Annotated in this window: 14 protein-coding genes; 8 read left to right on the top strand and 6 right to left on the bottom strand. The window is 34.7% G+C overall.

Going from position 1 to position 13,606, the window contains the following annotated elements; genetic code table 11:
* Positions 1-50: 50 nt before the first annotated feature.
* Both ACH2AZ_RS00515 and glyA read right to left on the bottom strand, forming a co-directional pair.
* Positions 51-491 (bottom strand): DUF2059 domain-containing protein, encoded by a 441-nt coding sequence (locus ACH2AZ_RS00515; protein WP_379044970.1) that lies wholly within the window; start codon positions 489-491, stop codon positions 51-53.
* A 2-nt stretch (positions 492-493) separates the two neighbouring features.
* Positions 494-1,768, bottom strand: coding sequence for a serine hydroxymethyltransferase (gene glyA, locus ACH2AZ_RS00510; protein ID WP_379044973.1), 1,275 nt, complete (start codon positions 1,766-1,768; stop codon positions 494-496).
* A 111-nt stretch (positions 1,769-1,879) separates the two neighbouring features.
* Here glyA and fahA point away from each other — a divergent pair, with 111 nt between their 5' ends.
* Genes fahA through ACH2AZ_RS00495 form a run of 3 tightly spaced genes read left to right on the top strand, consistent with a single transcriptional unit; the run spans position 1,880 to position 3,798 of the window.
* On the top strand, positions 1,880-3,160 hold the full coding sequence (fahA, locus tag ACH2AZ_RS00505) for a fumarylacetoacetase (protein WP_379044975.1): 1,281 nt from the start codon (positions 1,880-1,882) through the stop codon (positions 3,158-3,160).
* Between the two features lie 51 nt (positions 3,161-3,211).
* Positions 3,212-3,559, top strand: coding sequence for an ankyrin repeat domain-containing protein (locus ACH2AZ_RS00500; RefSeq protein WP_394906151.1), 348 nt, complete (start codon positions 3,212-3,214; stop codon positions 3,557-3,559).
* On the top strand, positions 3,556-3,798 hold the full coding sequence (locus ACH2AZ_RS00495) for an ankyrin repeat domain-containing protein (protein ID WP_394906150.1): 243 nt from the start codon (positions 3,556-3,558) through the stop codon (positions 3,796-3,798). The genes ACH2AZ_RS00500 and ACH2AZ_RS00495 overlap by 4 nt, the downstream gene beginning before the upstream one ends.
* A gap of 57 nt (positions 3,799-3,855) precedes the next feature.
* Here ACH2AZ_RS00495 and ACH2AZ_RS00490 read toward each other — a convergent pair whose 3' ends face one another.
* A complete protein-coding gene (locus ACH2AZ_RS00490; RefSeq protein ID WP_379044980.1) occupies positions 3,856-4,752 on the bottom strand; it encodes a DMT family transporter in 897 nt (298 codons plus the stop codon).
* 169 nt (positions 4,753-4,921) lie between these two features.
* The gene (locus ACH2AZ_RS00485; RefSeq protein WP_394906149.1) at positions 4,922-6,301 is read right to left on the bottom strand and encodes an NAD(P)-binding domain-containing protein; all 1,380 of its coding nucleotides are present in this window, start codon (positions 6,299-6,301) and stop codon (positions 4,922-4,924) included.
* A gap of 439 nt (positions 6,302-6,740) precedes the next feature.
* Here ACH2AZ_RS00485 and ACH2AZ_RS00480 point away from each other — a divergent pair, with 439 nt between their 5' ends.
* Positions 6,741-6,998 carry a hypothetical protein gene (locus ACH2AZ_RS00480; protein ID WP_394906148.1) on the top strand — a complete coding sequence of 86 codons (258 nt, stop codon included), beginning with the start codon at positions 6,741-6,743 and terminating at the stop codon, positions 6,996-6,998.
* A 107-nt stretch (positions 6,999-7,105) separates the two neighbouring features.
* Positions 7,106-8,290 carry a hypothetical protein gene (locus ACH2AZ_RS00475; RefSeq protein WP_394906147.1) on the top strand — a complete coding sequence of 395 codons (1,185 nt, stop codon included), beginning with the start codon at positions 7,106-7,108 and terminating at the stop codon, positions 8,288-8,290.
* Here ACH2AZ_RS00475 and ytxJ read toward each other — a convergent pair.
* The gene (gene ytxJ, locus ACH2AZ_RS00470; RefSeq protein WP_379044991.1) at positions 8,283-8,672 is read right to left on the bottom strand and encodes a bacillithiol system redox-active protein YtxJ; all 390 of its coding nucleotides are present in this window, start codon (positions 8,670-8,672) and stop codon (positions 8,283-8,285) included. The two genes, ACH2AZ_RS00475 and ytxJ, sit on opposite strands and share 8 nt — an antisense overlap.
* Positions 8,673-8,748: 76 nt before the next feature.
* A complete protein-coding gene (locus ACH2AZ_RS00465) occupies positions 8,749-8,958 on the bottom strand; it encodes a hypothetical protein (protein ID WP_394906146.1) in 210 nt (69 codons plus the stop codon).
* A gap of 161 nt (positions 8,959-9,119) precedes the next feature.
* Between ACH2AZ_RS00465 and clpB the strand changes: the two genes are divergently transcribed.
* The 3 genes from clpB (at position 9,120) to ACH2AZ_RS00450 (ending at position 13,597) form a co-directional block, all read left to right on the top strand.
* Positions 9,120-11,714: an ATP-dependent chaperone ClpB gene (gene clpB, locus ACH2AZ_RS00460; protein ID WP_394906145.1), complete on the top strand. Its 2,595-nt coding sequence runs from the start codon at positions 9,120-9,122 to the stop codon at positions 11,712-11,714.
* Between the two features lie 89 nt (positions 11,715-11,803).
* On the top strand, positions 11,804-12,328 hold the full coding sequence (locus ACH2AZ_RS00455; protein ID WP_394906144.1) for a 1-acyl-sn-glycerol-3-phosphate acyltransferase: 525 nt from the start codon (positions 11,804-11,806) through the stop codon (positions 12,326-12,328).
* Positions 12,329-12,388: 60 nt separating this feature from the next.
* A complete protein-coding gene (locus tag ACH2AZ_RS00450) occupies positions 12,389-13,597 on the top strand; it encodes an exonuclease SbcCD subunit D C-terminal domain-containing protein (RefSeq protein ID WP_394906143.1) in 1,209 nt (402 codons plus the stop codon).
* Positions 13,598-13,606 lie beyond the last annotated feature (9 nt).

The following is a 13,606-nucleotide window of genomic DNA, read 5'->3' as shown; positions in this document are numbered from 1 at the left end:
TGTTCGTCACGAAACAGCCTCTTTTTGGTTTTTAAAAAATTCAATTAAGCCTAATCCTCATTTTCAACGGGTTGTTCAACCATATACTTTTGCATCAAAGGGTATAGTTTATTTACTCCCATCTGTTGACCAATAGCTTGCGATTCCATCATAATTTCAGAGGTCTTCCCTAAAATTCTTTTACCAGCAGGAGTTTCATAAAAGGCGAGTAACTTCTTTAAATCGGCTTCTGTACAATGCTCTTTATACACCGCAATAACATCGGTGTACATTGCGTCGAACATATTTTTCACTTCGGCTTTAAAGGCATCTCTATTACTTTCAGGAATATTGACAATTATTTGCGATAGTGCATTTTCTATCATATTGCCGCTTTGAGCCTCTATTAATTTACGAAGTCCTGAATCGATTGACTCTTGGGCTTGTATCTTAGATGCAGGCAAGGTTAATAAAAGCAGTAGAAATACTTGAAATAAAGTTGATTTTTTCATAATTACATTTTAAACAACGGCTTCCCGCTCATCATTTCCTTAATTTTCTCTTTGGTTTCTTGAATTACGGCCTCATTTTCAATGTTTGAGATTACTTGATCGATAAATGTCACCACCTGAGGCATATCTTCTTCCTTCAATCCTCTGGTCGTAATCGCCGGTGTACCAACGCGAATTCCAGAAGTAACAAACGGTGATTGTGTATCAAAAGGAACCATATTTTTGTTCACTGTAATCTCAGCCTTTACCAATGTTTCTTCGGCTTGTTTTCCTGTTACGCCTTTATTCCGTAAATCAATAAGCATCATGTGATTATCTGTACCTCCAGAAATAACATCATATCCTTTTTCTACAAAAGCATCGGCCATAGCCTTAGCATTCTTTTTAACTTGCACCATATAATGCAAGAACTCATCAGAAAGTGCTTCCTTAAAGGCTACTGCTTTAGCTGCAATGATGTGTTCTAAGGGGCCTCCTTGATTTCCTGGAAATACACCACTATTTAACAAGGAAGACATCATTCTTGGTTTTCCACTCTTTAATTTTAAGCCAAACGGGTTTTCAAAATCTTTCCCCATTAAAATCATACCACCTCTTGGTCCGCGTAAGGTTTTGTGCGTAGTTGTAGTAACAATATGACAATGAGGTAAGGGATCCTGAATTAAGCCTTTAGCTATTAATCCAGCTGGATGAGCCATATCGGCCAATAGAATGGCTCCTACTTCATCGGCTATTGCTCTAAATTTTTTATAATCAATTTCTCTACTATAAGCTGAGGCTCCTGCAATGATTAGCTTAGGCTTCTCTTTATGTGCCATTTCTTTAACATGCTCATAGTTTATTAATCCCGTTTCTTTTTCAACTCCATAAAAAACAGGGTTATAAAGTTTTCCTGAAAAATTTACAGGCGAACCGTGTGTCAAATGCCCCCCGTGTGATAAGTCAAATCCTAAAATTGTATCTCCGGGTTTTAAACAAACAGAGAAAACAGCAGTATTTGCTTGTGAACCTGAGTGGGGTTGAACATTAACATATTCTGCATTAAACAATTCTTTGGCTCTATTAATGGCTAATTGTTCTACCTCGTCTACCACTTCACACCCTCCATAATAGCGTTTCCCAGGATAGCCTTCTGCATATTTATTAGTAAGCACAGATCCTGCGGCGGCTAACACATCTTTACTTACAAAGTTTTCACTTGCAATTAGCTCTAAACCATTTAATTGTCTTTCTTCCTCACGTTGAATAAGATCAAAAATCTCTTTATCTTTATACATGACTTTATAATTCGTTAAAAATTTTATCAAAAATAAGAAATTCATTCGGTTAATACAGGGAAAATAATATATTTGAATAGCTTTATTTTAACCATCTTAGAATTAAAAAAAATGCATATAACAGCAAATGATCCAAAAAGAAAAACTTGGCTAGAGGTGCCAGAAAATTCTGATTTTCCTATCCAGAACATCCCTTTTGGGGTTTTTCTAACTCGAGATGATATTATTACAATAGGGACACGAATTGGTAACTATGCAATAGACTTAGGCGCACTACACCAATTGGGTTATTTTAAGGGTATTCCCTTAACGGATGATATTTTTTTACAAGATACACTTAATGATTTTATTGCCGATGGTAGAAAAACTTGGCGAACCGTACGCAACCGCATTGCTGATATTTTTGATATTAATAATACGACATTAAAAAATAATGAAGAACATCAGCGGGTGATCCTTTTTACAATGGATGAAGTTGAAATGCAACTTCCTGTTCAAATTGGAGATTATACCGATTTTTACTCTAGCGAGGAACACGCACGCAATGTTGGTGAAATGTTTCGTGGAAAAGAAAATGCTATGGTGCCCAATTGGTATCACATGCCTATTGCTTATCATGGTAGAAGCTCGTCTATAATCCCAAGTGGTATTGCCATTAATAGACCATTAGGGCAAAAAATGCCAAAAGGAGCTAAAACCCCAATTTTTGGTCCAACACGTGCTTTAGATTTTGAACTTGAAATGGCCTTCATTACAACAGATGCCAATAATATTGGTGAATCTATACCTGCGCATGAAGCAGAAGATCACATTTTTGGAATGGTACTTTTTAATGATTGGAGTGCGAGAGACATTCAACGTTGGGAATATGTACCCTTAGGTCCATTTTTAGGCAAAAATTTTGCAAGTACTATTTCTCCCTGGATCGTCACCTTAGATGCACTTGAACCTTTTAGAACAGAAGGACCCAAGAAAAATTCAGAGTATAAACTTTTAGATTACTTGAAAACCGAAGGAAAAAAAACCTTTGATATCAAATTAGAGGTTTCTATTCAACCAGAAAATGATGAACCTACTTTAGTTAGCAAATCAAATTTTAAATATTTATATTGGAATATGAGTGAGCAATTGGCGCATCACACCATTAACGGATGCCCCCTTAACAGTGGAGACATGTTAGCTAGTGGCACTATTTCCGGGTCAAGAGAAGGTACATTTGGTTCTATGCTAGAATTAAGTAAAAATGGTGAAAACCCGATTAAATTGAGTAATGGAAGTGATCGCAAATTTATTCAAGACAATGATACAGTGATATTAAAAGGATTTTGTGAAAACAAAGATGTTAGAATAGGTTTTGGCGAATGTAGTACCAAAATTTTGCCTCATTTATAATATAATCAACACAGGGCTTGCTAATTAGCAGGCTATTTCTGCTTAAATAATATGCAATCCATTTTTATAGCTGCAAAAAATAATAATACCCTGAAAATTAAAAAGCTGACCGAACGGAATAGCTCAATAAACTTGAGAAATGAGCAGCAACAAACTCCGTTAATGGTGGCAACCTATAATAATAATATTGAGGCTGCTAAACTTTTGATAAAGCGAGGTGCCGATGTAAATGCACAAGATAATCGGCTAGAAACTCCTTTTTTACACGCTGGTGCTGCTGGTTATTATGAAATTTTAAATGCGTGCTTAGGAACCGACAACGTGAATTTTTTAAAGCTAAACCGTTACGGTGCTACGCCTTTAATCCCTGCCTGTGAAAGAGGACATGTAAAATTGTGAAACGGTTACTTAAAATAGAAAACTTCCCTGTAGACCATATCAACAACCTAGGATGGACGGCCCTTTTGGAGACGGTTATTTTGGGTGATGGAACACAAAAATACATTGATATAGTACAGATGCTCATTGAGGCAGGTTGTAATATTTATATCGCCGATAAAGATGGAGTAACAGCATTAGAACACGCGCAAAAATCGGGATTTACAGAGATGGTTAATCTACTAAAAGCAAACGGTTAATATTTCCGTTTATAGCAATAGCTGTAGTGAAAATAAATAAGATGTTCTTTTATTGCTTTACCGAACTGTTACAATAGGTTTTTTCTTTTTCTCTCGAATCAGATATATTCCTATTAATATTAAAATAGCACCCAACAGGTAATAAAAATTGAATTGTTCACCATCAATAACTCCCCAAATAACCGCCACAATAGGAAGCAAATAGGAAACCGTACTAGCAAAAACAGCCGAAGTATCTTGAATTAGCTTATAAAATAGAATAATACCTATAGCCGTACCAAAAATACTCAAGAAGCTTAAGTATCCTAAGGCTTCTAATGCTTCAGAAGAGAACGATACATTAAAAAAATCGGTAAACAATAAGATTATTAATGAAGGGATCATCCAGAAGGTAAAAACACTGCTGGATACTTGTATTGATTTTACGTGTTGTAATTTTAATTTGATGATTAAAGCCGATAAAGCATAGGAGGCAGACGCAAAAACCATAAGCAAGGTAAAACCAATTTGACTTTCTTGGGTACTTACTTCTGAAAAATATAATAAAGTAGCTGCCCCCAAAAAGCCAATAAATGCTCCCATTACCTGGGTTGGTTTACTTTTTATTCTAAATATTAAGAAGCCTAACATTAGAACAAAAATTGGTTCTAAACTATTTATTATTCCAGCCAGAGAACTACTTACCTTAGTTTGCGCAATAGGGAATAAAAACATGGGTAAGAAATTGCCAAAAAAACCTGCAAGAATTACCCATAAAAGATCCTTTTTAGGCATTTTACGCATAGCTGGTATACCTAATGAAGCTAATATCAATCCGCTTAAAGCGACGCGAAAGGCACCAATTTGAAAAGGATTAAAAACAAGTAAAGATTTTTTGATTAAAATAAAAGAGCTACCCCACGTAAGCGCCATTATACTCAGTAAAAACCACTTATTTTTAAGTAATGTAGGCATTGAATTTGGTTTAAAGAAAAAGGCAAAGTTAATTGTAATTATTGATTTTTTAGGTTTAAACTTAGATTTAACATCCTATTTTAATATTAGGTGCTTTGCTATTTTTTAATAAAAAAAGCCTAAAAAGAAAAATTTACTTTTTAGGCTTATATGATATTATTTAAGTAATTTACTCCGCTTTCTCTAATTCAATCTCTACTTCATCTTGAAAAGCTAAATAGCGCTCTTTACTGTCGTCGAGTTCCTCCATCCATTCGGTATGATGTTCTTCGGCCTTGGTTCCTGTTACAACACTGGTAAAAGTTTTGTCTCTATAGGTTAAGATGTTTTCTTCTTTATCGCCTAACCATTCCTTAAACATTTCGGCCACCTTATCTACATTAAAATCGGGGTAATCAGATAAACTTAACAAGTCTTTAATGTAATCTGATTGAAAATCGACAGCATCATAGCAACCATCTAAGTTGTTTAATCTTTTCAACCAATCATCCATATCTTTTCTTCGTTGGTCTTTTTCAGGAAGCACTAATTCTTCCATCATAAAATCTCTTGCCACCCAAGCTTGTGCATCAAACATGTTAAAAGTATAATATTGATCTTGCATCCCTAAATAAATTAATTGAGGTAAATCATTGAAGAAAATACCTTTATACACTTGATCTGGATATAAATTATTCTTGGTTTTTAATCTTAATTCATCTGGCAAAAATGGAAATTTATGCTGGTAACCCGTACACATTACTACGGCATCAAATTTTTCTGAAGTACCATCTGCAAAATGTGCAATATCTCCTTCAAAATGAGTAAGTAAAGGCACTTCTTTTATTCCATCTGGCCACTCCACTCCTATTGGGTTGCTTCTATAACTTAGGGTTACCGATTTGGCACCGTGCTTGTAACATTGCACCCCTATATCTTCGGCAGAATAGCTGCTACCAATTAATAATAAATTTTGATTTTTAAATTGGTCTGCTCCCCTAAAATCGTGCGCGTGCATTACACCGCCTGGAAAATCTTCAATTCCTTTAAAGTAAGGCATATTTGGCGTCGAGAAATGACCAGAAGCCACCACTAGATAATCGAATTCTTCGCTATAAGTTCTGTTTTCTTTTAAATTATCTAAAACTAAAGTGAATTTTTGATTGGCATTATTATAATCTACCCAGCGAGCCGTAGTATTAAAACGAATGTATTTTTTTGCATTACTTTTCTTAATACGCCCTTCTATATAATCAAAAAGAACTGGTCTTGGGGGATAAGAGGAAATTGGCTTTTTAAAATGTTCATCAAAAGAATAATCAGAGAATTCTAAACATTCTTTCGGACCGTTTGACCAAAGGTACTTATACATTGAACCGTGAACAGGTTCACCGTAACGGCCTACACCAGTTCGCCAAGAATAATTCCACATTCCTCCCCAGTTCTCTTGCTTCTCAAAACAAACAATTTCAGGTACCTGAACTCCATTTTTTTCTAAGGCTTCGAAAGCCCTTAATTGTGCCAATCCGCTTGGCCCTGCTCCAATAATTGCTACTCTTTTATTTTTCATCTTATAGTAATTTTTATTTATGGCTGTTACTGCCAATTTAATAATAACTTAAACTTAATATCTCTAGGACTTATAGAGGATAAGTAAAATATTTTAAATAATCAAATTATTCTAAATGAAATTAACTATTAAATATAAATAATATAATAATCTTGAATTTTAATGTAAAATATTGTGATTTTATTAATTTGAAACCTGTATTCTATGAAAGTTTTTTAAATCTAGCTGCTTAATTTTAAGTAATAACTCATTCGCAAAAGGGCCTCTTATATTGGTGTGCTACATAATATCTCTAGCGGCTATAAAATTTATTGGAGATTTACCTAAATCAAATTGTTCTCTCCATATCATTTGGTGCTGGCTAGAACATAGAAATACCATATTTCCTATTTCAGACCAAGCGTGAGCACCTGCACACATAGGGCAATGCTCTCCAGATGTGTATAAAGTAGCTTTTAATGAGTATCTGATGTATCAACGCAAACACAAAAAGGAGATTTGCTCGATTGACTTTTTAAAATACGAGGCTATAGAGACACAAGACTATTCGAGCAAAGAACAACTTGAACAAAAAAGCGAAGCGATACAGCAAAGCATTTCTAATTTACCTCCGACCTGCCAAAAAATCCTACGATTAAAAATGAGTGGAGCAAGCCAAAAAGAAATTGCAAATGAGCATAGCTTATCAAAAACTTAGAGTACCACTAAAACATCTTTTTTTGCTATTTTGGTCAAAAATTCGTCTTTAAATCTGGATTATTTATAAATTTAAACTTTTATTCCCCATCCAACATTAAACACACTATGAAAGTCAACTATTTAATTTATTTGTTTGCCACCCTAATTTTAATGAGTTGTAGTGGTTTAAAAAAAACCAAACAAGCCCTTAATAGTGGTAATTATGAACAGGCTATTTATATTGCTACTTCAAAATTGCAAAGAAATAAAGATAAAAAATCGAACGAATCCTACATAAAATTATTAGAGCAAGCTCACAAAAAGTTTGTTCAAGAAAAGGAAGCCCGGTTAAGGTTTTTAAAAAAAGATAAACTAAGCAATCATAATGAGGAAATTTATGACACTTACGCTCAATTAGACGCCATACAGAGAAAAATTAATGCCTTAGTGCCGTTATATTACCAAAACGGTAAAACAGCCAAATTTAATATTCGTGATTATTCTGCTGAAATTATTAAAGCTAAAAACAACTATGTAAGCGATTTATATAATCAATCGCAAACATTGCTGAATGAGACACCAAAAGAATCAGCACGACTAGCTTTTGACAAATTGCAGTTAATCAATCAACTTGCTCCAAATTATAAAAACACGATAGAATTATTAAACCAGGCACATATTCAAGGTACAGATTATATTTATTTGAGTGTTGAAAATCACAGCGATAAAGTAATTCCTAAAACTTTAGAAAAAGATATTTTAAACTTTAGCGGATATGATTTAGATAATTTTTGGCAAAGCTACCATGCTTATATCAATCCAGAAATTAACTACGACTACGGAATTCATTTAGATTTTAAAACCATTGAAATAAGTCCCGAAAAGTTAAATGAGAGAGAGGAAGTAATACAAAAAGAAATTACAATCCGTAAAGGATATCGAAAGGACAGGAATGGAAATTACCTTAAAGACAACGAAGGAAACAAAATAGAATTAAACGAAACAATAACTGTAAAAGCTACATTATTAACTACCACTCAATTTAAAGCTATTTATGTTAAAGGTCAAGTAGATTATCTAGACACCAAAACCAATCAAGTGCTTCGTTCTTTTCCATTAGACACTGAATTTATTTTTGAAAACATTTTCACAAGATTCAATGGTGATAAGCGTGCTCTTAATAAAAAAAAATTAATTTTAGCGCAAAACAATTTTGTCGGTTTCCCGACATCTGAGCAAATGCTTTTTGATGCGGCAACAAATATTAAAGAAAAATTAGCTAGCATTATTAGGCAAAATCGGTTCAATTAAGTAAGTCGGCAACAACATCGGCTTCTATTTCGTGGTGAGAAAAATGCCCTACCACTTGACTATTCTGAAGTATGATAATTTGAGGGGATTGATGCGTTACCTGAAATTTTTCGGCAATTAAGTTAGAAACTTCACGGTATTGGATTAAATCTAAAAAAAAGAAAGCTACTCGGTTAGCATCAAAATCAGCTTCAGCTTCAAAACGATTTAGAGCCATTCTACTTACGGGGCATCTTGTAGAATGTTTAAAAACAATTGCCGTTTGCTCTTTAGAAGCCTCTAATATAGCTTCGACATCACATACTTTTTTAATCTCTAGCCAATCAATTGAGGTTTTTGAATTACTCTCTTTAGCCTTTAAAAATTTATCAAAAAATCCCATATATCATTTTTAAGCTAAACTTACAAAAAATATAATAAAAGTGATTTTTGCGAGTAAATACCAAAAGTTTTTAGATTTAGGGTTTTCTTAAAACTGCTCTTCTTAAATCTACACTCGTATAAACAGAAGTTCGATAATAGACGGCTAAGCAGCTTTCGGTTTGTCTGATTTGCTCAACAACTGTATTTAATGAATCACCATCTAATTTTTTGATAATCTTATTTATAGAAACAGATAAGCTTAGTACAACAACAAGCAAGACAAGCACAACTTTAACAAGAGACATATAACTTTTTTTGCTAAATTAGAGACAAAGCGGTTGGTTTACCATACCCATAATCGGGTATATTAACGTCATTTTGTCATTAAATCAAAACAAAAAACTGCCTTTTTGTCTTGTTTTTGTTAAGGCATAAACTTTGTTAAATTCAAATAAAAATTAAAATTATGAATCTAAACAATTTTACAATAAAATCGCAAGAAGCCATTCAACAGGCACAGCAACTTGCACATCAATTAGGTCATCAACAAATTGAAAATGAGCATATCTTTAAAGGAATTGCTACAGTAGATGAAAATGTTACACCTTTTATTTTAAAAAAGCTAGCCATTAACGTGGGACTGTTTAATCAACTATTAGATAAAACCCTAGAAAGCTTTGCCAAGGTAAGCGGCGGCGATATTATGCTATCGCGAGAGGCTTCAAAAAGTTTGACCGAAGCACAAAGCTTGGCAAAAAATATGAACGATGAATATGTTTCTATAGAGCACCTCATTTTAGCTATTTTTAAGTCAAATTCTAAAGTTGCACAAATTTTAAAAGACCAAGGAGCTTCAGAAAAAGGCTTAAAAGCTGCCATAGAGGAATTACGCCAAGGTGGGCGAGTAACATCACAAAGTGCTGAAGAGACCTATAATTCGCTCAATAAATTTGCAAAAAACCTCAATGAATTAGCAGAGACAGGAAAACTAGATCCAGTTATTGGCCGTGATGAAGAAATACGCAGAATCTTGCAAATCCTCTCCAGAAGAACTAAAAATAACCCGATGCTAGTGGGAGAGCCTGGCACAGGTAAAACAGCAATTGCCGAGGGTTTAGCACACCGTATTGTAGCAGGCGATGTACCCGAAAATCTAAAAAATAAAATTATTTATTCTTTAGATATGGGCGCCTTAATAGCCGGAGCCAAGTATAAAGGAGAATTTGAAGAGCGACTCAAGGCAGTGATTAAAGAAGTAACTTCTAGCGATGGAAACATTGTGTTGTTCATAGACGAAATTCACACCTTAGTAGGAGCTGGTGGAGGCCAAGGTGCTATGGACGCTGCCAACATCTTAAAACCAGCTTTAGCACGAGGCGAATTAAGAGCTATAGGAGCAACCACTCTAGATGAATACCAAAAATATTTTGAGCAAGACAAGGCATTAGAAAGAAGATTTCAACGCGTTACAGTAGACGAACCCGATACAGAAAGTGCAATCTCAATACTACGGGGTATAAAAGAAAAGTATGAAACACACCATAAAGTAAGAATTAAAGACGAAGCTATTATAGCCGCGGTCGAATTATCTCAACGCTATATCACCAATAGATTCTTACCCGATAAAGCTATTGATTTAATGGATGAAGCAGCCTCTAAGCTTAGAATGGAAATCAATTCTAAACCAGAAGAGTTAGATGTACTTGATCGTAAAATCATGCAACTAGAAATTGAAATAGAGGCCATTAAACGCGAGAAAGATGAAGAAAAATTAAAATCGCTTAAAGCGGATTTAGGCAATCTTAAGGAAGAACGTAGCGAACTGAATGCTAAATGGCAAAACGAAAAAGCAATTGTAGATAACATTCAACAAGCTAAAACCGATATTGAGAATTTTAAATTAGAAGCAGAACGAGCGGAACGTGAAGGTGACTACGGAAAAGTTGCCGAGATACGCTACGGGAAAATTAAACAGGCACAAGAGCAGCTTGATAAACTGCAAAAAGAAATGGCCGAACAAAAGGCCCAAGGAACCAAAACACTAATACAAGAAGAGGTTACCAACGAGGATATTGCAGAAGTAGTTGCGAAATGGACTGGAATTCCAGTTACAAAAATGCTCCAAAGTGAACGCGAAAAACTATTACTACTTGAAGAAGAACTCCATAAAAGAGTAGTTGGTCAAGAAGAAGCTATTCAAGCAGTTAGTGATGCCATTAGAAGAAGCAGAGCGGGTTTACAAGATCAAAAAAGGCCTATCGGGAGCTTCCTTTTCTTAGGTACCACGGGGGTTGGTAAAACTGAGTTAGCCAAGGCTTTGGCCGAGTATTTATTTAATGACGAGGCTGCCATGACTAGAATAGATATGAGCGAATATCAAGAAAGACACGCCGTTAGTAGATTGGTTGGGGCACCTCCGGGCTATGTAGGCTATGATGAAGGAGGTCAACTTACAGAAGCGGTAAGACGTAAACCATACTCTGTGGTTTTATTAGATGAGATCGAAAAAGCACATCCTGATACATTCAATATTTTATTGCAAGTACTGGATGAAGGCCGTTTGACTGATAATAAAGGAAGGTTAGCAGATTTTAGAAACACTATAATTATAATGACATCAAATATGGGAAGTCAAATTATTCAAGAAAAATTTGAAGCTAGCCAAAATACAGAATCCGCAACAGAAGCTGCTAAAATTGAAGTTCTTGGCCTGCTAAAACAGCAAGTGAGGCCTGAGTTTTTAAACCGAATTGATGATATTGTTATGTTTACTCCTCTAGATGAGCAAAATATCAAAGCAATTGTTCGCTTGCAACTAAAGGGTTTAAGCAAAATGTTAGCACAGCAAAACATTACCATAGACGCTACAGAAGAGGCTGTCAATTGGCTAGCTCAAAAAGGTTTTGACCCGCAATTTGGAGCAAGACCGGTGAAGAGAACCATCCAAAAAGAGGTTTTAAATACCTTGTCAAAAGAGATCTTGGCTGGCAAAATAAGCGCAGAGAGTATAATATTAATCGATGCTTTTGACGACCAATTGGTCTTTAGAAATAACGCCTAATAGTAATTATCATATTTTTAATAATAGCAGGTGGTTTTTCACCTGCTATTTTATTTTTATGGTATTTTTGTTTCTTTTCATTTACCTTTATGTATAAATTTATTTTTTTCAAATTACTTGGTTGGGAAATTGAGGGAGGTTTTGATCCCAAAGTTAAAAAATCAATCATCATTGTTGTTCCTCATACCAGTTGGCACGATTTCTATATTGGCGTTCTTACGCGCGGAATACTAAATATACCTATTCATTTTATTGCTAAAAAAGAACTTTTTAAATGGCCATTTGGTGCTTATTTTAAAAAAATGGGAGGTCACGCATTAGATCGTACACCAGGACAAAAAAAGGTTGATGCTATTGCTAAAATGTTTAAAAATGAAATTGAGTTTAGACTGGCCTTGGCTCCCGAAGGAACCCGAAAGAAAGTAAACCAATGGAAGACTGGTTTTTATTTTATTGCCTTAAAGGCGAACATACCAATTATACCCGTGGCTTTTGATTACAAAAGAAAGGTAGTTAGAATAGGCACTACCTTTTACCCATCAGGAAATTTAGAGCAAGATTTGAATCGCTTACAATTGTTTTTTAAAGGAATTAAAGGCAAAACAGATTTATAGGTCTTCATTTTTTTAATTTGAAGAAAAAGCTTAACTTCCCTTCATTGGTCTAGTAATATTATGAGAATTTTACATACGGCAGACTGGCATATTGGTAAACGCTTACATAAACATTACCTATACCAAGATTTTGATTTATTCATAGGTTGGTTGTGCGATATTATTTTAGAAGAAAAAATAGAGCTTGTTCTTGTTTCTGGAGATGTTTTTGACTTGGCTAATCCTTCCGCAGAAGCTAGAAAGCAATATTACCAAGCCTTGTTAGCTATAAAGAACTTAAACTGTAAACTTATTATTACGGGAGGCAATCATGACTCCCCTAGTATGCTAGATGCACCCAAAGAATTACTTAATGCTTTAGATTTAAATGTAATTGGCGGTTTACCTGAAAAAATTGAAGACTGCATCATCGCTTTGCCTCAATCCAAAAATCCCGAAATTGTAATAGCCGCCCTACCCTATTTACGTGATGCCGATATTAGACAAGCAAGCGACGGCAATACCTATGAAGATAGACTGAAGGCGATGCGAACGGGGATTCAATTAAAATTTGATGCAGCGGCCAATTGGTGTGAAAAAAATTACAATGGAATTCCTGCTATTGCTATGGGGCACTTATATGCAGCAGGAGTAAGTACTTCTGAAAGTGAAAGAGATATTCAAATTGGTAATCAAGCCGCCTTTAAAGCCGAACAGTTTAATGGCTATTTTAAATACATTGCTTTAGGACATATTCATCAGCCTCAGCAAGTTAAAGCTAAAGTACCTACTTATTATAGCGGCTCACCTATACAGCTTTCCTTTAGTGAACGCCAAGATGAGAAACGCGTATTAATTATCGATACTAAAAAAGGTTTTACTCCAAAAAGTATCACCATCCCAAAGTTTAGAAACCTAAAAAAAATAACGGGTACGCTTGAACAAATTAAAGACAAACTAGCCAAATTAATCTGGCAGGGTACCTTAACCACCTTAATTGAAATAGAGCTACGAGAAGAAAATTATAGTCTTAAAAAGTTAGCTGAACTGGATACGCTTATAAGTGATTTTAGTTTACCAAATTTTGAAATTATAAAGCACCGTGCTCAATTTAGCAACCAACAATTGCAAACGGGAGATGTGTTCTCTGGCAAGCAAAAACTTGAAGACTTAAAGCCTAAAGAAGTATTTGAGTCCCTATTAAATCAAGAAAGCTATTTACCCGAAGAACAGATTGAGTTACGACAGACTTTTGATGAATTGTATGAATTATTGCATACCACCGATTGATTTATAGCC

The sequence above is a fragment of the uncultured Mesonia sp. genome, from assembly GCA_947499595.1.
GTDB classification, from domain to species: domain Bacteria; phylum Bacteroidota; class Bacteroidia; order Flavobacteriales; family Flavobacteriaceae; genus Mesonia; species Mesonia sediminis.
Note: the sequence above shows the minus strand (reverse complement) of the source record. Positions and strands in the feature narration are given on the sequence as shown.